This window comes from Pseudomonas sp. 10B238 (genome assembly GCF_000970615.1).
Taxonomy (GTDB): domain Bacteria; phylum Pseudomonadota; class Gammaproteobacteria; order Pseudomonadales; family Pseudomonadaceae; genus Stutzerimonas.
On the sequence record NZ_KQ033930.1, the window covers coordinates 232,917 to 249,853 of the forward strand.

The 16,937-nt window shown below is 59.5% G+C and carries 19 protein-coding genes; 1 reads left to right on the forward strand and 18 read right to left on the reverse strand.

What is annotated here, in order from left to right; genetic code table 11:
* Positions 1 to 11: 11 nt before the first annotated feature.
* From RT21_RS07905 to flhA, 6 genes are all read right to left on the reverse strand, one after another.
* Positions 12 to 806 carry a protein phosphatase CheZ gene (locus RT21_RS07905; protein ID WP_045425767.1) on the reverse strand — a complete coding sequence of 265 codons (795 nt, stop codon included), beginning with the start codon at positions 804 to 806 and terminating at the stop codon, positions 12 to 14.
* A 23-nt stretch (positions 807 to 829) separates the two neighbouring features.
* The gene (locus tag RT21_RS07910; protein WP_172830728.1) at positions 830 to 1,204 is read right to left on the reverse strand and encodes a chemotaxis response regulator CheY; all 375 of its coding nucleotides are present in this window, start codon (positions 1,202 to 1,204) and stop codon (positions 830 to 832) included.
* Positions 1,205 to 1,321: 117 nt separating this feature from the next.
* Complete coding sequence (fliA, locus tag RT21_RS07915) at positions 1,322 to 2,047, reverse strand: RNA polymerase sigma factor FliA (RefSeq protein ID WP_045425763.1); 726 nt, start codon at positions 2,045 to 2,047, stop codon at positions 1,322 to 1,324.
* A 14-nt stretch (positions 2,048 to 2,061) separates the two neighbouring features.
* The gene (gene fleN, locus RT21_RS07920) at positions 2,062 to 2,892 is read right to left on the reverse strand and encodes a flagellar synthesis regulator FleN (RefSeq protein ID WP_045425761.1); all 831 of its coding nucleotides are present in this window, start codon (positions 2,890 to 2,892) and stop codon (positions 2,062 to 2,064) included.
* A 91-nt stretch (positions 2,893 to 2,983) separates the two neighbouring features.
* The gene (gene flhF / locus RT21_RS07925) at positions 2,984 to 4,261 is read right to left on the reverse strand and encodes a flagellar biosynthesis GTPase FlhF (RefSeq protein ID WP_046162295.1); all 1,278 of its coding nucleotides are present in this window, start codon (positions 4,259 to 4,261) and stop codon (positions 2,984 to 2,986) included.
* 16 nt (positions 4,262 to 4,277) lie between these two features.
* Positions 4,278 to 6,398, reverse strand: a complete 2,121-nt coding sequence (gene flhA / locus RT21_RS07930) for a flagellar biosynthesis protein FlhA (RefSeq protein ID WP_046162394.1) — start codon at positions 6,396 to 6,398, stop codon at positions 4,278 to 4,280.
* A 204-nt stretch (positions 6,399 to 6,602) separates the two neighbouring features.
* Between flhA and sodC the strand changes: the two genes are divergently transcribed.
* Complete coding sequence (gene sodC, locus RT21_RS07935) at positions 6,603 to 7,124, forward strand: superoxide dismutase family protein (RefSeq protein ID WP_046162296.1); 522 nt, start codon at positions 6,603 to 6,605, stop codon at positions 7,122 to 7,124.
* 229 nt (positions 7,125 to 7,353) lie between these two features.
* Here sodC and flhB read toward each other — a convergent pair whose 3' ends face one another.
* The 12 genes from flhB to RT21_RS07995 all read right to left on the reverse strand — a co-directional run bounded on the left by flhB (position 7,354) and on the right by RT21_RS07995 (position 16,818).
* Entirely contained in the window at positions 7,354 to 8,490 is a 1,137-nt protein-coding gene (gene flhB / locus RT21_RS07940) for a flagellar biosynthesis protein FlhB (RefSeq protein WP_046162297.1), read from the reverse strand.
* Between the two features lie 36 nt (positions 8,491 to 8,526).
* Positions 8,527 to 9,306 (reverse strand): flagellar biosynthetic protein FliR, encoded by a 780-nt coding sequence (fliR, locus tag RT21_RS07945; protein ID WP_046162298.1) that lies wholly within the window; start codon positions 9,304 to 9,306, stop codon positions 8,527 to 8,529.
* Positions 9,307 to 9,342: 36 nt separating this feature from the next.
* Positions 9,343 to 9,612, reverse strand: coding sequence for a flagellar biosynthesis protein FliQ (gene fliQ / locus RT21_RS07950; RefSeq protein WP_045425749.1), 270 nt, complete (start codon positions 9,610 to 9,612; stop codon positions 9,343 to 9,345).
* A gap of 19 nt (positions 9,613 to 9,631) precedes the next feature.
* Positions 9,632 to 10,408, reverse strand: a complete 777-nt coding sequence (gene fliP, locus RT21_RS07955) for a flagellar type III secretion system pore protein FliP (RefSeq protein ID WP_045425746.1) — start codon at positions 10,406 to 10,408, stop codon at positions 9,632 to 9,634.
* Positions 10,408 to 10,827, reverse strand: coding sequence for a flagellar biosynthetic protein FliO (fliO, locus tag RT21_RS07960; RefSeq protein ID WP_046162299.1), 420 nt, complete (start codon positions 10,825 to 10,827; stop codon positions 10,408 to 10,410). The genes fliP and fliO overlap by 1 nt, the downstream gene beginning before the upstream one ends.
* Before the next feature lies 1 nt (position 10,828).
* On the reverse strand, positions 10,829 to 11,299 hold the full coding sequence (gene fliN, locus RT21_RS07965; protein WP_046162300.1) for a flagellar motor switch protein FliN: 471 nt from the start codon (positions 11,297 to 11,299) through the stop codon (positions 10,829 to 10,831).
* Between the two features lie 40 nt (positions 11,300 to 11,339).
* Entirely contained in the window at positions 11,340 to 12,311 is a 972-nt protein-coding gene (fliM, locus tag RT21_RS07970; protein WP_046162301.1) for a flagellar motor switch protein FliM, read from the reverse strand.
* Positions 12,312 to 12,323: 12 nt separating this feature from the next.
* Positions 12,324 to 12,854: a flagellar basal body-associated protein FliL gene (fliL, locus tag RT21_RS07975; RefSeq protein ID WP_046162302.1), complete on the reverse strand. Its 531-nt coding sequence runs from the start codon at positions 12,852 to 12,854 to the stop codon at positions 12,324 to 12,326.
* A gap of 203 nt (positions 12,855 to 13,057) precedes the next feature.
* On the reverse strand, positions 13,058 to 14,299 hold the full coding sequence (locus RT21_RS07980) for a flagellar hook-length control protein FliK (protein WP_046162303.1): 1,242 nt from the start codon (positions 14,297 to 14,299) through the stop codon (positions 13,058 to 13,060).
* Between the two features lie 122 nt (positions 14,300 to 14,421).
* Positions 14,422 to 14,730: an Hpt domain-containing protein gene (locus tag RT21_RS07985; protein ID WP_371263605.1), complete on the reverse strand. Its 309-nt coding sequence runs from the start codon at positions 14,728 to 14,730 to the stop codon at positions 14,422 to 14,424.
* Positions 14,731 to 14,806: 76 nt separating this feature from the next.
* On the reverse strand, positions 14,807 to 16,513 hold the full coding sequence (locus tag RT21_RS07990) for a fused response regulator/phosphatase (protein WP_046162304.1): 1,707 nt from the start codon (positions 16,511 to 16,513) through the stop codon (positions 14,807 to 14,809).
* Positions 16,513 to 16,818, reverse strand: a complete 306-nt coding sequence (locus tag RT21_RS07995) for an STAS domain-containing protein (protein WP_045425730.1) — start codon at positions 16,816 to 16,818, stop codon at positions 16,513 to 16,515. The genes RT21_RS07990 and RT21_RS07995 overlap by 1 nt, the downstream gene beginning before the upstream one ends.
* Between the last annotated feature and the right edge of the window lie 119 nt (positions 16,819 to 16,937).

The following is a 16,937-nucleotide window of genomic DNA, read 5'->3' on the forward strand; positions in this document are numbered from 1 at the left end:
TTTAACTTCCCCTAAAAGCCCAGGCTCGAAAGCAGATCATCAACGTCGTCCTGCCCGGATACGACATCTTCACGTATATCGGCATGCATCTGCGGACCTTCACCATTGGAAGGCTGTTTTTCTTGTTTTTTCATTTCCTGCTCGGCGCGCATCGCGTCGCGGTCGTGCTGGATGCCCGCCACGCGGTCAACCTGGCCGGCCATCAGCACCAGATTAAGCAGGTTACTTTCGAGTTCGGTAATGAGCCGGGTCACTCTTTTGATCACCTGACCGGTAAGGTCTTGGAAATCCTGAGCCAGCATGATTTCGCTAAGGTTCTGCGACAGCTGACTGCCATCGTTCATGCTGCGCTGGAGAAACTGGTCGATGCGCTTGACCAGCTCACGGAACTGCTCAGCGTTCATATCGCGCCGCATGAAACGCTGCCAATCAGCAGTGAGGCTCTGCGCCTCGTAACTCACGTAATTGACCAGGGGCGCCGATTCTTCAACCAGGTCCATGGTGCGGTTGGCCGCTTTCTCGGTCATCTCCACCACGTACGACAGCCGATCAGTCGCATCGGTGATCGGTGACGGATCCCCCCCGGTGGCACAGGTATCCATCTCGAGTTTTACGATGGCGTTGTGCAGCTCGCGTGTGAGCTTGCCAACTTCCAGGTAGATCCCGTGATTGCGCGCCTGATTGAGCTCATTGAACATCTGCGTCGCTTCGTCGAAACGACCCTGTTGCAGACTTTCAATCAATTGGGGTGCGTGAGCCTTCAGAGTTGCTTCGAACTCTGCCAGGGTTTGGTCTGCTTGCGTCATAGTGCCCTCGCGGCGTTACTGCTTCAGCCGTTGACGCGCTCGAAGATCTTTTCGATCTTCTCTTTGAGCACTTGAGCCGTGAATGGCTTGACCACGTATCCGTTAACGCCAGCCTGCGCGGCTTCGATGATCTGGTCGCGCTTGGCTTCAGCGGTAACCATCAATACCGGCAGATGCTTGAGACGTTCGTCGGCACGCACTGCGCGCAGCAGGTCGATGCCGCTCATGCCGGGCATGTTCCAGTCGGTGACGAGGAAATCGAAACTTCCGCTCTTGAGCATCGGCAGCGCAGTGGTGCCGTCATCTGCCTCGGCAGTGTTGGTAAAACCCAGATCGCGCAAGAGGTTCTTGATGATCCGTCTCATGGTCGAAAAGTCGTCGACGATGAGGATTTTCATGTTCTTGTCCAAGTACACCTCCGTAAATCCCGAATCGAGACCTGCTCACGGTCTGTTTGCGAGCCTCATGAATGAAGCTCGTAAGCGGTCTCTAATGCTTTTGTCGCAAACCGGTCGTTAACGCGCGCGCCACTCGCCAAGACGAGCCCGCAGACGGGCCGCGCACTGACTGTGCAACTGGCTCACCCGTGATTCACTGACGCCCAGTACCTGACCGATTTCCTTCAAGTTCAACTCTTCGTCGTAATACAGCGAAAGCACCAACTTTTCACGTTCGGGCAGGTTACTGATGGCCTCGGCCAACGCCTGTTGGAAACGTTCGTCTTCAAGATCGCGGGACGGTTCCGGATGGGTGCTGGCTGCATCCTCCTCGAACTCCCCGTGCTCGCCTTCCTGAAGCAGATCATCGAAGCTGAACAGGCGGCTGCCCAGGGTGTCGCCCAGAATGCCGTAGTACTCATCGAGACTCAATTTAAGTTCGGCCGCAACGTCCTGATCTTTAGCGTCGCGTCCTGTTCTAGCCTCAATTGCCCGAATCGCCTCACTGACCATGCGCGAGTTTCTGTGTACCGAACGCGGCGCCCAGTCACCTTTGCGCACCTCGTCGAGCATGGCGCCGCGGATGCGGATACCGGCGTAGGTCTCGAAACTCGCCCCTTTTCCGGCGTCATATTTTTTTGACGCCTCCAGCAAGCCGATCATGCCGGCCTGCATCAGGTCGTCGACCTGCACGCTTGCCGGCAAACGCGCCAGGAGGTGATAGGCAATGCGCTTGACCAGCGGTGCGTACTGATCGATGAGTTGATATTGCGAGTCTTTAGCCTGAGCTTTGCTGTAATACATACCGAATCCAGCCGCTATTGTTCGTTAGGCTCTGCGGCGGGCCTGACGAGGCGCTCCACAAAGAACTCCAGATGACCGCGTGGCGTTGCCGGCAACGGCCAAGTGTCCACCTTCTGCGCGATAGCCCTGAACGCCAGCGAGCACTTTGCGCGCGGGTAGGCCTCGTAAACGGCACGCTGCTTCTGCACGGCCTTGCGCACCGCTTCGTCATACGGGATGGCGCCGACGTACTGCAGCGCAACGTCCAAGAAGCGCTCAGTCACCTTGGTCAGCTTGGCAAACAGGTTGCGCCCTTCCTGCGGCGCATGGGCCATGTTGGCCAAGACCCGGAAGCGGCTGATGCCGTAGTCACGGTTGAGCAGTTTTATCAGCGCATAGGCATCGGTGATTGACGTGGGCTCGTCGGTGACCACCAGCAACACTTCCTGCGCGGCGCGAACAAAGCTCACCACACCGTCACCAATGCCAGCGGCGGTGTCGATGATCAACACATCGATGTCATCGCCGATGTCGCTGAAAGCCTGGATCAAACCGGAGTGTTGAAGCGTCGACAGCTGCACCATGCTCTGAGTGCCGGAAGCGGCCGGAACAACACGTATGCCGCCCGGCCCCTGAATCAGCACATCGCGCAGGTCACATTCACCGGAAATGACATCAGCCAGGGTGCGCTTTGTCGTCAGGCCGAGCAACACGTCGACGTTAGCCAGACCAAGGTCGGCGTCGAGCAATACCACTCGACGCCCGAGATCGGCCAGCGCCAAGGCCAGATTGACCGACACGTTGGTCTTGCCGACGCCACCCTTGCCGCCGGTCACTGCAATAACCTGTACGGGATGCATACCCATTTTCACACGCCTATCTCTTGCTGGAGCCCTTGGGCCATCGATGCGTTCAGCGGGAACGCGTCTTCTTTGTGTGTCTCTTGGAGCATTGCGTTCATCCGACCTTCCTAGAACCGTTGTACAGATCGGAGAACATGTCAGCCATGGTTTCCTCGCTAGGAGCCTCTTCCGATTGCAGGCTCACCGCGCGGCTGACCAACTGGTGACTGCGTGGCAGATGCAGGTCATCAGGAATGCGCGGCCCATCAGCGAGGTAAGCGATGGGCAGGTGCTGACTGATGATAAGACCAAGTACGTCACCCAGGCTCCCGGCTTCATCCAGTTTAGTCAGAATGCAGCCAGCCAGCCCGCAACGACGGTAGTTGTGCCAAGTTGCCTTGAGCACCTGACTCTGGCTAGTTGCAGGCAGGACCAGATAATTCTTCGCTTTGATGCCGCGGTCCGCCAGGGCCTCAAGCTGCACCTTCATCATCGAGTCCCCCGCTGGCAGGCCGGCGGTGTCGACAAGAATCAGGCGCTTACGGGCTAGCGGCGCCAAGGTTTTGCTCAAGGGCTGGCTGGGGTCCAGCTGAATGACCGGGACGTCGAGAATCCGCCCCAGGGTTTTCAGCTGTTCCTGAGCACCGATGCGGTAGTTATCCATGCTCGCCAGGGCGATGCTTTGCGGGCCGTGCTTGAGCACGTAGCGCGCGGCTAGCTTGGCCAGCGTAGTGGTCTTGCCGGCACCGGCCGGGCCGACCAGGGCAATGACGCCGCCCTCTTCCAGCGGCTCAACCTTGCTGACCTTGATCGATTGCGCCAGATACGCCAACAACATCCGCCAGGCCTGGCGTGGCTCCGATACGGTCGAAACCTTCTCCAGCAAAGCGCGCGACAGTTCGGCTGGCAAGCCAATGCGCTGCAAGCGGCGCCAGAGGCCAGCCTGTTGAGGACGGCGGCTCTGCTCCTGTCCCCAGGCAATCGAACCAAGCTGCACTTCGATCAGTTCGCGCAGCCCCTGTAGCTCTGACTGCATCGCCTCGACCGCACGCGTCTCGAACGACGAACTTGCGGCAACCGGAGCTGCTTGGGCAGCCGCTGCCGGCTTTTCGTCAAGCAGCTGACGATCCTGGCCGACCGAACCACGCGATGGAGCGCTCATTTCGGCATGCGCGCTGGCAAGACGAGCCTGAGTCTTGCGCAGCTCGGCTTCCAGGGCCGGGTTCGGCTGCTTCGCCGCCGCCGACTCCATCGGATAATCAAGCACTGCGGTCAACTCGACGCCGCCAGCGACCCGACGGTTTCCCGTGATCACGGCATCGGCGCCCAGCTCGTCACGAATCATCTTCATGGCGATACGCATGTCGGCTGCGAAGAAACGTTTGACCTGCATGGCCTGTAGCCCTCAGTTAATTCTGACCCACCGTCGAAACGATGGTGACCTGCTTGTTATCCGGTATTTCTTGATAGGCCAGGACATGAATGTTCGGTACAGCGAGCCGGGCGAATCGCGACAGCATCGCGCGGACCGGACCTGCCACCAGCAAAATCGCCGGCTTACCTAACATTTCTTGACACTGTGCCGCTTCTACCAGAGAACGTTGCAACTTTTCGGCCATTCCCGGCTCGAGGAGGATGCCATCTTCCGAGCCTTGTCCTGCCTTCTGAAGGCTATTGAGCAATATCTGTTCCAACCTGGGCTCAAGCGTGATGACAGGCAGCTGCGGCTCAAGCCCGACAACGTTTTGCACGATTGCACGAGACAGCGCGACACGTACCGCAGCCACCATTGCGGCGGGATCTTGACTCTTGGCGGCAACGTTGGCGATGGCCTCGGCGATGGTTCGGATGTCACGCACCGGCACCTGCTCCTGCAGCAGCGCCTGCAGCACTTTGAGCAACGTAGACAGCGAGATCATCCCAGGCACCAGCTCCTCGGCAAGCTTGGGTGAGCTCTTGGCCAGCAACTGCAGCAGTTGCTGGACTTCCTCGTGGCCGAGCAGTTCATGGGCATGCTTGTGCAGTATCTGGTTGAGGTGGGTCGCCACCACGGTGCTGGCGTCCACCACCGTGTAGCCGAGCGATTGCGCCTGATCGCGCTGGCTGGCCTCGATCCACACCGCTTCTAGGCCGAAGGCCGGATCCTTGGCGGCGATGCCGTTGAGCGGGCCGAACACCTGACCCGGATTGATCGCCAACTCACGATCCGGGTACACCTCTGCTTCCGCCAGGCTTACACCCATCAGCGTCAAGCGATAGGCGTTGGGCAGCAAGTCAAGATTGTCGCGAATATGCACCGACGGCATTAAAAATCCGAGGTCCTGGGACAGCTTCTTGCGCACACCCTTGATTCGAGCCAGCAGCTGTCCACCCTGGTTGCGGTCGACCAGCGGAATGAGCCGGTAACCGACCTCCAGACCAACCATGTCCACCGCTGTTACATCATCCCAGCCCAGCTCTTTAGTCTCGGCGGTGCGCTGGGCAGGGAGCATTTCCTGCTGCTTCTGCACGTCCTGTTCGGCCAGTTGTTTGACCTGCCTCTGGCGGTGCCATATCCAGTAAGCGGCGCCGGCTGCAGCTCCACCGAGACCAAGAAAGGACATGTGCGGCATGCCAGGCACCAAACCCATGGCGATCATGATGCCTGCCGAAACCGCCAGTGCTTTCGGCGATGCGAACATCTGCCGGTTGATCTGCTGCCCCATGTCTTCGGAGCTGGTGACACGGGTCACCATGATGGCTGCAGCGGTCGACAGCAACAGCGACGGTATTTGCGCCACAAGGCCGTCGCCAATGGTCAGAAGCGCATATACCTGGCCTGCGTCGCTGAAACTCATGCCGTGCTGCACCATGCCAATGCCGACACCGCCGATCAGGTTGATGAACAGGATCAGCAGTCCGGCGATGGCATCACCACGCACAAACTTGCTCGCACCGTCCATCGAGCCGTAGAAATCCGCCTCGGAGGCGACTTCGACCCGGCGCAACTTCGCTTCGGTTTGATCAATCAAACCGGCGTTGAGGTCAGCGTCGATGGCCATTTGCTTGCCTGGCATGGCATCAAGGGTGAAGCGCGCGCTAACTTCGGAGATTCGCCCGGCACCCTTGGTGACCACGACGAAGTTGATGATCATCAGGATCGCGAAGACGACGATACCGACGACGTAGTTGCCGCCGATTACTACGTTACCGAAGGCCTCGATCACATGGCCCGCCGCCGATCCGCCCTCATGGCCGTTGATCAGCACCACTCGCGTCGACGCCACGTTGAGCGCGAGGCGCATCAGCGTGGCGACCAGCAGAATCGTCGGGAACACGGCGAAATCCAACGGCCGCAATGCATAGACGCTGACCAGCAGCACGACGATCGACAAGGCGATGTTGAAGGTGAACAGCAGATCCAGGAGGAACGGCGGCACCGACAACATCATCATGCCCATCATCACCAGCAACAGCAGCGGCACACCTAGGTTGCCCCGCCCTGCGCCCGCTAGGCCATTGCCGAAATTGATGAGTTGCGTGCGATCCACGTAGACCCCGTCAGACAAGAACAAAGAATTGACGCGAAAACGCATCCTGTTCGAGCTATAGCAAGAAGGAGTCCAATTTTTGATCCCGCATCGATACGGCCCCACCAGCCCATGACGGGCCAATCGAACGCGCCTGGGCTGAGGCAGTCAGACAGTCGACGGGTGGCGTGACGCTGCCCTCCTTCAGTCAAACAGGAGCGTGCTATGAAACAGTGGTTAATCGCCGCAATGGCTAGCTGCGCCGCGGTTGGCGTACAGGCCGAAACCCTTTCAGTCGAAATGAACAAGGTCAACGATCAAGGCGTTGCCAGCTCTGTCGGCACCGTGAAGATCGAAACCACCGATCAGGGTCTTGTATTACGTCCGAATCTGTCAGGTATGAACGCCGGCGCGCATGGCTTCCACGTCCACGCCAATGGCAGCTGCCAGCCCGCGGAGAAAGACGGCAAGCAGGCCGCAGCCGTTGCAGCCGGCGGCCACTGGGATCCGAAGAATGCTGGCAAACACGGCGAACCTTGGGGCGAAGGCCATATGGGTGATCTGCCGGTCCTGATAGTTGACGCCGAAGGCAAGGCCAACCAGCCAGTCCTGGCGCCCCGCCTGAAAAGCCTTGGCGATCTCAAAGGCCACGCACTGATGGTTCACGAAGGTGGTGACAACTATTCCGACGAGCCCAAACCGCTCGGCGGTGGCGGTGCTCGGGTCGCCTGTGGCGTGATCGAATAACGCCACTGGCGCCTTAAGCCATAAGGCAGGTGGGCTGAAGCCCACCCTACCGGGTCCTGTCCGTGGGTGCGTTTTCGCGAATGCGGATACAGGGTGGGCTTCGGCCAAAGAGGAAGAAAGAACCTGGCCTGGCGGGCCAATCAATCTGCCTCTGGCGAACTCACCCCTGCTTTTATTCACTCTGCAAGGCGCCAGGTTCGCGCTTCACGCCGAGCGTGTTTCCACTCGATCATTCATCGCGGCGCAAGTCTGGCGGAATCGGCAAGCTGCTCAACGGGTCTGGCCGCTTGCCCTTGCCGGAGCGGTACTGGCGTAGCTGATACACGTACGCCAGTACCTGGGCCACAGCGAGGTACAGCCCCGCTGGAATTTCCCGATCGAGTTCGGTTGAGTAGTACACCGCTCGGGCCAGAGCAGGGGATTCGAGCACCGTCACCTTATGCTCGTTGGCAATTTCGCGGATCTTCAAAGCGACGAAGTCCCCACCCTTGGCCACCAGCATCGGCGCCCCGCCTTTGCTGCCGTCGTATTTCAGCGCTACGGCAAAGTGGGTCGGGTTGGTGATGACCACATCGGCGTCAGGGACGGCCTGCATCATCCTGCGTTGGGCGGCATCACGTTGCAGCTGCCGAATTCGAGATTTGACCTCGGGCTTACCCTCGCTGTCTTTGTACTCGTCGCGCACTTCCTGCTTGGTCATCATCAGCTTCTGCTTGTTGTCCCAAAGCTGGAAAGGGACATCCACCGCGGCAATCAGAATCAGCCCGCAGGCCATCCACAGTGCACACCATCCCACCACCTCGACACTGTGCATGATGGCCAGATCCAATGGCTGTTTGGCGATCGACAGCAGATCGTCCTGATAGGCACTGAGTACGGCAAGCGCCACCATCAGCACCACGACAAATTTACCTAGCGCCTTTAGCAGCTCGACCAGCGCTTTGGTCGAGAACATCCGTTTGAGGCCCGGCCCGGGGTTCATACGGCTGAACTTGGGCGCCATCGCCTTGGCTGAGAAAAGCCAGCCACCCAGCGAAATCGGGCCAATGATCGAGACGAGCAGCAGCACGATCAGCAGCGGCATGATGGCTTCCAGCGCAATCATGCCGCTGCCCATCAACAGCCTCACCATGGAGCCTTCGTCCAGCAGGGTTTCGCGGCTGAGTTCGAAGCTGCCCTGCATGATGGCCATCAGGCTGCCGACCAGGCTGCCACCAGACGCCAATAAACCGCCAATGCCACCCAACGTCACCGCTACGGTGTTCAATTCACGAGAGCGGGCCAGCTGGCCTTTTTCACGGGACTCACGGATGCGTTTCTCCGTGGGTTCCTCGCTTTTATCAGCACCGCTTTCGCTCTCAGCCATGCACGGCCTCCGGCAGCATTAAGGAACGAATCAGCATCAGCGTAGACCGATCAGTTCGCGCAGCATCGCCAAGGCTTCACTGACGAAGGTCTGGTATTGGGCAAGAATGTCGGCCATGCCGATCCAGACGATGATCAAGCCGAGCACCAGCGTCAGCGGAAAACCAATCGAAAAAATGTTCAGCTGCGGTGCAGCGCGGGTCATCAGGCCGAACGCCAGGTTGACCACAAGCAGTGCCGTGATTGCTGGCAGTACCAACAACAGGCCGGCGCCGAGCACCCAGCCAAGCTTGCCGGCCACTTCCCAGAAATGGTTGGTGCCAACCAGCCAGCCGCCGATCGGCAACGTCGTGAAGCTTTCATTGAGGATTTCCAGCACCACCAGGTGCCCATTCATCGCGAAGAACAGCAGAATCACCAGCATATTGAAGAACTGGCCGATCACCGGCACCGAAACACCATTAGCCGGATCGATCATCGAAGCAAAGCCCAGACCCATTTGCATGGCAAGCAGCTGTCCGGAAACGATGAACACCTGAAAGAACAGCTGAAGCACAAAGCCCAGCATGACCCCGATCAGGATCTGCTCTGCAATCAACACCAGCGCCTGCCCGCTCAACGCGTCCACCATCGGCACTGCTGGCAGCCCAGGCACGAGGACGACCGCAATCGCGACCGCCAGATAGAGCCGAACCCGCATCGGCACCAGCTGGGTACCGATGATCGGCATGCTCATCAGCAGTGCCGCAATGCGAAACAACGGCAGCAGAAACTGCCCGACCCAGGCGCCGATCTGCGCGTCGCTGAGTTCAAGCACGGGCGCGCACCTTGCGCGAAGTATCGATCATCAGGGTCAACCGATGATCAGCGGAATGTTCTGGACCAGACCCTGGGTGTACTCCATCAGCTCTCGAACCAGCCAAGGCCCGGCCCAGATCAGCGTCAACAGCATGACCAACAGGCGCGGCAGAAAACTCAGGGTTTGTTCGTTGATCTGGGTGGCCGCCTGAAACATCGCCACCACGAGGCCGACCAGCAGACTGGGCACGACCAGCACGCCAACGATCATGGCGGTCATCCAGAGGGCCTCACGAAACAGGTCAACCGCGACTTCGGGTGTCATGCGTGTCTCCGTATAGGCCCTAGAGCGTGCCGAAACTGCTGGCCAGCGTACCGATGATCAAACCCCAGCCATCGACCAGCACGAACAGCATGATCTTGAACGGCAGCGAGATGATCAGCGGCGAGAGCATCATCATGCCCATCGCCATCAGCACGCTGGCGACCACCATGTCGATGATCAGGAACGGGATAAAGATCATGAAGCCGATCTGGAACGCGGTTTTCAGTTCGGAGGTCACGAATGCCGGAACCAGGATGGTCAGCGGCGCCGCGTCCGGGGTCTGGATATCGGTCCGGCGCGACAGCCGCACGAACAGCTCCAGATCGCTTTCGCGGGTCTGCGCGAGCATGAAGTTCTTCAACGGCACCTCGGCCCGTGAAATCGCCTCTGGCGCCGACAGCTGCTGGTTTAGATAGGGCTGCACCGCCTCGTTGTTAATGCGCTCGAACACCGGCGCCATGATGAACAACGTCAGAAAAATGGTGAGGCCCACCAGGATCTGGTTCGATGGCGTCTGCTGCAGGCCCAGCGCCTGACGCAAGATCGAAAAGACAATGATGATGCGGGTGAAACTGGTCATCAGCATGACGAACGCAGGGATGAAACTCAGCGCTGTCATGATCAGCAGAATCTGCAGGCTGACCGAATATTCCTGCTGTCCTTGGGCATCCGTGCTTAGGGTAATGGCCGGTATCGACAGAGGATTGTCGCCCTGCGCGATCAAACCACCCGCATCCTGGCCCACGGCGAACGGGGCGGCCAGAATCAACAGGGCCGCCAACAACAATCGAAGCATCAGGGCTTGTCCTTATGGTCCCGCCCGAGCAGCTCCATCAGGCGCTGGGCAAACTCCGGGTTGGCGGGCTCGGCATCCGGCAGGTGTACCGGTTCCTCAAGCACGTGCAGTGGGGTGATCCGACCGGCGCTCAGGCCGAGCAGCACTTGTTCACTGCCGACCTGAACCAGCACTAGCCGCTCGCGAGGGCCCAGCGCGTGGCTGGAAATCAGCTTGATCGCCTGGTTGCTGCGCGGGTTCAGTTGCTGCATCCGGCGCAGTAACCAGGCAAGCAGAAAGATCAGGCCGATCACCAGCAGCAGCCCAAGCAGCAACTTGGTCATTTGTGTGCCCATGCCAGTGCTGCTCATGCTTGCTGCGGGCTCAGCGGCCACCGCTGGCAAAGCCAGTAACAGCGAGGGGAGCGCCAGGAACCGCATGTCAGCGCAACTTCTTGATGCGTTCGCTCGGACTGATCACGTCAGTCAGACGAATGCCAAACTTTTCGTTCACCACCACCACTTCGCCGTGCGCAATCAGCGTGCCGTTGACCAGCACATCCAGCGGCTCGCCAGCCAGGCGGTCGAGCTCGACCACCGAACCCTGGTTGAGCTGCAACAGGTTGCGAATGCTGATTTCGGTACTGCCGACCTCCATCGAGATCGACACCGGGATATCCAGAATGACGTCCAGGTTCGGCCCTTCGAGTCCGGCCTGAATCGGTGCGCTCTTAGGGCTGCTGCCGAACTCTTCCAGCGGCGCACGAGGCGGCGCCGGCGCTGCCGCCGGGCCCTGGTTCAGCATGGCATCGATATCATCCTGATTGGCGTCACCGGCTTCGGCCAGTGCCGAAGCCCACTCATCGGCCAGCGCCTGCTCCTCGGGGGAAGTGTTTTCGTGTTCGTCTGCCATCGCTAATCCTCGACCGGCGGGTAATTGAATAAAGACTGAATCAACGTGGTCGCAATACGGATTCGAGCACTTGCAGTGCCAGGTTGCCCTTGTGCGCACCCAGCTTGACCTTGAAAGCCGGCATGCCATTGGCGCGCATGATCATGTCTTCCGGCATTTCCACCGGGATCACATCGCCCGGCTGCATATTGAGAATCTCGCGCAGCTTGAGCTGACGCCGCACCACCGTCGCACTGAGCGGCACGTTCACATCGAGCACGTCCTCGCGCAGCGCGTTTACCCAGCGCTCGTCCTGATCGCTTACATCGGACTGGAAACCGGCATCGAGCATTTCGCGGATCGGCTCGATCATCGAATACGGCATGGTGATGTGAAGGTCGCCACCGCCACTCTCGAGCTCGATATGGAACGTCGACACGACCACCACTTCGCTAGGGCTGACGATGTTGGCCAACGCCGGATTCACTTCCGAATGCACGTATTCGAAATTGACGTCGAGTACCGCGTGCCAGGCTTCCTTCAGATCGACGAATGCCTGGTCCAGCACCATGCGCACCACACGCAGCTCGGTGGGCGTGAATTCGCGGCCCTCGATCTTTGCATGGCGCCCGTCACCGCCAAAGAAGTTATCCACCAGCTTGAACACCAGTTTGGCGTCGAGGATGAACAGTGACGTTCCGCGCAGCGGCTTGATCTTCACCAGATTGAGGCTGGTCGGCACATACAGCGAGTGAATGTACTCGCCAAACTTCATCACCTGTACACCGCCTACTGATACGTCTGCCGAACGGCGCAGCAGGTTGAACATGCTGATGCGTGTGTAGCGGGCAAAACGTTCGTTGATCATTTCCAGGGTAGGCATGCGCCCACGGACGATCCGGTCCTGGCTGGTCAGGTCGTAACTCTTGATGCTGCCCGGTTCGGAATCGCTTTCGGTATCGACCAGACCGTCATCGACTCCGTGCAGGAGCGCGTCGATCTCGTCTTGCGAGAGCAGGTCTTGAACAGCCATCTGAAACGACCCCTATTGCAATACGAAGTTGGTGAACAGGACTTGCTCGATCGCGAGCTTGCCGATTTCCTTCTGCGCCAGCTCCTGAACGCTGGCGGTCGCCTGCTGCCGCAGCATCTCCTGGCCGACAGGCGTCGCCAGGCTGGCAAAGTCCTGACTGGAGAACAACATGACCAGTTGATTGCGTAACAACGGCATGTGTTCCTTTAATCCATCGAGCGCGGCCTGATCACGCGACATCAGCGCAACGCTGACTTGCATGTAGCGCTGGCGCCCACCGGCATTGGTGAAGTTGACAATGAAAGCCGGTGCCAGCACTTCGTAGATTGCCGCTTGGCGCTGGGGCACAGCATCCTCGCTGGCAGCATCGTCCGCCGGCTTATCTGCCTCGCCTTGAGACATGAAGTACAAGGTGGCGCCCACCGACACCCCGACGGCCAACAGCAATCCTAAGACAATCAGAATGATCAGCTTGAGTTTGCCCTTTCCTTCGGTCGCAGCCGCAGGACTCGGAACGTCCGGAGGTCCTTGTTTCTTTGCCATGCCAAATATCCGTCATTACAAGTGTTTTCACTCGCCTCATTAAGGAAGCGAGCAACTGCTGTGCCAAAGTATCGGCTAGCGAACAGGCAGCGTAAACGATTGCCATGGCGCGTCCGTCTTTTGTAGACGAATAGTCGGAGACTCAGGTTGCCGTGAGCAAAAAAAACCGGGCGCAAAGCCCGGTTCCTGTCAGCACGTTACGGTCACGCGTAGTAATCCACCAAGCCGCGATCGCCACCGGTACGCGCGGAGCTGATCTCCATGCTGCCCTGAACGACCTCATCATCCCCTGCAGTCGATACACCGGCGGCGCCACGATCACGCGACTCGCCGCCGCCGTCACCACGCCAACCTCGGGACTGATCAGAGACGTTCACGTCCATCGTCATCCCCTGCTGAGCGAACATATCGCGCAGCCGTTGCATCTGCCCTTCCAGCGCATCGCGTACGGCTGCATGCGGGCTGAGGAAGGTCACCTGGGTTTGATCCTTGGTCATGTCGATACGAACCTCCATGCGGCCCAGCTCGGCCGGATCAAGCTGAATTTCGGCCGACTTTAGGTTCTGGCTGGACAACCACATCACCCGATCGACCACGGCTTCGCTCCAGCCGGTCTGCTGCATCTGCACAGGTTGTCCTGGCACCATCGTAGGCCGCTGCAGCTGCTGGGTCTGATTCTGCTGAGCAAGCGCCTGAGTCAATGGGTTGAGCCGGTTGAGTGCCGCCTCTCCGCTGGCGCTTGGGCGACTATCCTTCGACGCGTCCAACTTCTCGAGCAGTTCACCGAAACCTTCCTCCAGCGAGCGATCGTCGCTCTCGTCGGCCAGGGCCTCGCCTTCAAGCAGACCCGCGGGGAGGGTTTCTTGCGCATCGCTCGTGCCTTCCTCAACCAAGACGGAAGTCGTGACAGGGCTTTTCTGGTTCGCCGACTGAAGTTCCAGCGTACGTTGCCCTGCCAGTACCGTCTCGCCTTCTGCCTCGAGACTCTCGGCAGCGACAACCGGTTGTGCCAGGCCAACCAGTAACTCGCTGTCTGGCAGCGGCAGTTCGTCGACGGGCGACGCCTCGCTGACCGTACCCTGCCCGCCCATGCCGAACAGCAACAGCGGATCAAGCTCGGCCTCGGGGTTCGGCACGCTGTCATCGACCGTCTCGAGGCTGGCAGGCAAGTCATTGCCGGTTTCGGCCGTTGCCGGCTTTTCGGTGCCGCTTGCCTTGTCGGTTTCCTGACTCGGCTCCTCGTCAGTCGGCTTGTCCCGGGCCGGCTTCGCCGCCGCGTTTTGCGCCTCGGCAGGCTTACCCTGGCGCTCTTTCGCGTAGACGTTAGCGAAGCTGGAGGCCTCGTCACGACTGGATTGTTGGGCAGGCTTGGGGGATGCGTTCGCTGCCTTGGCGGCGGCGGTCGGGGCCTTGATATTGAGCAACAGATCGGGGGAAACGGCCATGGATCTTTCCGCTGAGGATGGAGACGTACTCATGCTCAAGCAAACTCCGGGCCACTCGGTAGCGAATGAAGGTTCAGCGGCAGCGTCGCGCCCCCTGCGGGACTGCGGAGAAAAGGTTCCTGTCAGCCAGGTCCTCCCCAACGCTGGCGTTCGGCGCGATATAGAATGCGCACAATGGCAAATTCCCGTTCGATGCGCTCAATCAGGCCCGGCGCCTCATCCAGTTGGTCGCGCCTGGCGGACTCCTCCATCTCTCGACAAAGTTCTGCCAGCAGCACGGCGCCCATGTTGCTGCAGCTACCTTTGAAACTGTGCGCAGCCTGACGCAGGCTCTCTGCCTCGCCGCTCCGACAGGCCGCCTGCAACAGCCGCAGTCGCTCTTCGGAATCGACGAGAAAGGTGTCCAGCAGCACCGGGTACTCCGCCTCCATCACTTCCTGAAGGGTTACCAGCACGCTGGTGTCGAGATGTTCGGCCACGGAGATGCTCCTGGCGGTAAACGGCGGATTATGCATGACCGGACCAGTGAAACTCCACGTTGAGCACCTTGCCATCGGGCTGCCAATAAAATCGCTCGCTTAACTGGCGAATCATGCGTAGCCCTCGCCCTCCCAGGTATTCGCTGCAGTACTGCTGGTTCAATGCCCGCTGCACATCGAAGCCCGGTCCGCTGTCGCGAACAGCGATGCGCAGGTAGCCCTTGGCCCCTTCAGACTTGACGGTAAACTCGATAGACACGAAGCCTTCGCTAAGCGCGTCCAACCGCCGCTGGCGTTCCTGGTAATAGCTGGCAAAGCCTTCCGCGTCAGCCTTGATGGACGAGTCGAGCAACAATACCCCATGCTCCACGGCGTTGGCATAAAGCTCAGTCAACACCGTAAAAATGGTGCCGACACGGTACCGCAGTGGCGAAATCTGCAGCAAAAGCTGCATCGCCATCGGCAAAGGGTCAGCCGAGCGCAGGCTGCCGGGTCGTAGTTCGAAGCAAGTCGACCAATCTCTCGGGCGCAGCTCTCGGCTTCCGAGTGGGTAAACATGGAGCGGATGAGGCGCAACCGCCCCCGGCTCAGCGATCATGCTCACTTCAACCAAGCTCAGGTCGTCAAGTATTTGACCATGGAAAGCATGCAGCGCATCCTGAATGTCGTCGAACAGCGTCGCGGGGTCGGAGTTGGACTCCAACACGGCTAGCAGCCGTTGCTCGCCGAACAGCTGATCATCGGCGTTGCAACTCTCCAGCAACCCGTCCGACAGCAACAGCAGGCGATCACCCAGCGCCAAAGGCAGGGTCTCGAAGGTGTCATCGAATGACGTCGCCTCTCGTACCCCTAGCGGCAAATGCCTGGACCGCAAGGGCAACCGTGCGCCGTCCACGGCCTTGATCAGATAACCGTCTGGCAAGCCACCGTTCCACACCCGCAAGATTCCTTGCTCGAGGTTGATGTCGAGAAAAGTGGCGCAGCAGAACATCTCGACCGGCAGGATCAGCTTTAGCTTGGCGTTGATATCGCGAAGGATCTGATTACTTGAGTAGCCCTTGGCGGTCATTCCGTAAAAAGTTTCCGCCAGCGGCATGGCGCCGATCGCGGCCGGCAAACCATGGCCGGTGAAGTCGCCAAGTAGCACGAACATCCTACCGGCCGGCGCTTGGGCAGCGAGCAGCAGGTCGCCATTGAACAGCGCCCGAGGGGATTGTCGATAACGGATGTTGGGCGCGTTAAGACAGCCGGCGTGAGCGACCTTGTCGAAAATGGCCTTGGCCGCGCGCTGCTCGTCGAGCAATTGCTGATTGCGGCGGCCGATCAGATCACGCTGCTCCAGCACCGTCGCTTGCAGTCGGCGCAAGCGATGCATGGCCTGGATCTTCGCCTCCAGAATGATCGGGTTGTAGGGCTTGGCGATAAAGTCATCGCCGCCCGCCTCGAGGCAGCGAACCAGCGCTTCGTTTTCGGTCAGCGAGGTAAGAAAAATGATTGGCACCAGCTCATTGCCAGCCAATTGCTTGATCTGTTGTGCCGCTTCGAAGCCGTCCATCACCGGCATCAATGCATCCATCAATACCAGCTGTGGGCGCTCGCGCTCGAACAGCTCCACCGCTTCGGCGCCATTGGCGGCGGTCACCACGTGATGGCCCTGGCGGCGGACGATAGCCGCCAACAGCATGCGATCAGCCGCACCATCCTCGGCAATGAGTATGGAGAGCCGACGAGGCATCAGGCGATCGCGAACAGTTGTTCGAAGTTGGAAACCGAGAGGACTTTGCGGACATCAGGGTTGCAATTGATCAGGCGAATATCGGCCTTATCGCTGCCCGCATGATCGCGCAACAGTAACAACATCCCAAGCGCAGAACTGTCGAGATAGGTCGCTCCGTTGAGGTCGACCACATAGCGTCGGGGCGAACTCCCAGCACATTGATAGGCATCGCGAAAAGCCTGGTGCGTGTTGAAATCGAAGCGCCCTCGAATCGTTATGGTCAGCTCCTGTCCATCTGCCGATAGCTGTGAACTGATGGTCATCTAGCACTCCTGATCCGAACGAGGTCGTGGCCTTTCGCCACGGCTGTCGTTATTGCTGGGTTGGTGCCGGCGCGCAGCGTGGCGCCACGTAAAGGGCCTGCAGCTTCAATTCCAACCGC

What these genes read in the sequence shown, in the direction of transcription:
- RT21_RS07980 (WP_046162303.1), bottom strand. Translation starts at nt 14,299, where the DNA reads ATGGCCGTTTCCCCCGATCTGTTGCTCAATATCAAGGCCCCGACCGCC.
- RT21_RS07910 (WP_172830728.1), bottom strand. Translation starts at nt 1,204, where the DNA reads ATGAAAATCCTCATCGTCGACGACTTTTCGACCATGAGACGGATCATC.
- flhF (WP_046162295.1), bottom strand. Translation starts at nt 4,261, where the DNA reads ATGCAGGTCAAACGTTTCTTCGCAGCCGACATGCGTATCGCCATGAAG.
- fliQ (WP_045425749.1), bottom strand. Translation starts at nt 9,612, where the DNA reads ATGACACCCGAAGTCGCGGTTGACCTGTTTCGTGAGGCCCTCTGGATG.
- RT21_RS07905 (WP_045425767.1), bottom strand. Translation starts at nt 806, where the DNA reads ATGACGCAAGCAGACCAAACCCTGGCAGAGTTCGAAGCAACTCTGAAG.
- fliL (WP_046162302.1), bottom strand. Translation starts at nt 12,854, where the DNA reads ATGGCAAAGAAACAAGGACCTCCGGACGTTCCGAGTCCTGCGGCTGCG.
- fleN (WP_045425761.1), bottom strand. Translation starts at nt 2,892, where the DNA reads ATGGGTATGCATCCCGTACAGGTTATTGCAGTGACCGGCGGCAAGGGT.
- RT21_RS07990 (WP_046162304.1), bottom strand. Translation starts at nt 16,513, where the DNA reads ATGCCTCGTCGGCTCTCCATACTCATTGCCGAGGATGGTGCGGCTGAT.
- fliO (WP_046162299.1), bottom strand. Translation starts at nt 10,827, where the DNA reads ATGCGGTTCCTGGCGCTCCCCTCGCTGTTACTGGCTTTGCCAGCGGTG.
- fliA (WP_045425763.1), bottom strand. Translation starts at nt 2,047, where the DNA reads ATGTATTACAGCAAAGCTCAGGCTAAAGACTCGCAATATCAACTCATC.
- RT21_RS07985 (WP_371263605.1), bottom strand. Translation starts at nt 14,730, where the DNA reads ATGGAGGCGGAGTACCCGGTGCTGCTGGACACCTTTCTCGTCGATTCC.
- fliM (WP_046162301.1), bottom strand. Translation starts at nt 12,311, where the DNA reads ATGGCTGTTCAAGACCTGCTCTCGCAAGACGAGATCGACGCGCTCCTG.
- sodC (WP_046162296.1), top strand. Translation starts at nt 6,603, where the DNA reads ATGAAACAGTGGTTAATCGCCGCAATGGCTAGCTGCGCCGCGGTTGGC.
- RT21_RS07995 (WP_045425730.1), bottom strand. Translation starts at nt 16,818, where the DNA reads ATGACCATCAGTTCACAGCTATCGGCAGATGGACAGGAGCTGACCATA.
- fliP (WP_045425746.1), bottom strand. Translation starts at nt 10,408, where the DNA reads ATGCTTCGATTGTTGTTGGCGGCCCTGTTGATTCTGGCCGCCCCGTTC.
- fliN (WP_046162300.1), bottom strand. Translation starts at nt 11,299, where the DNA reads ATGGCAGACGAACACGAAAACACTTCCCCCGAGGAGCAGGCGCTGGCC.
- flhB (WP_046162297.1), bottom strand. Translation starts at nt 8,490, where the DNA reads ATGGCTGAGAGCGAAAGCGGTGCTGATAAAAGCGAGGAACCCACGGAG.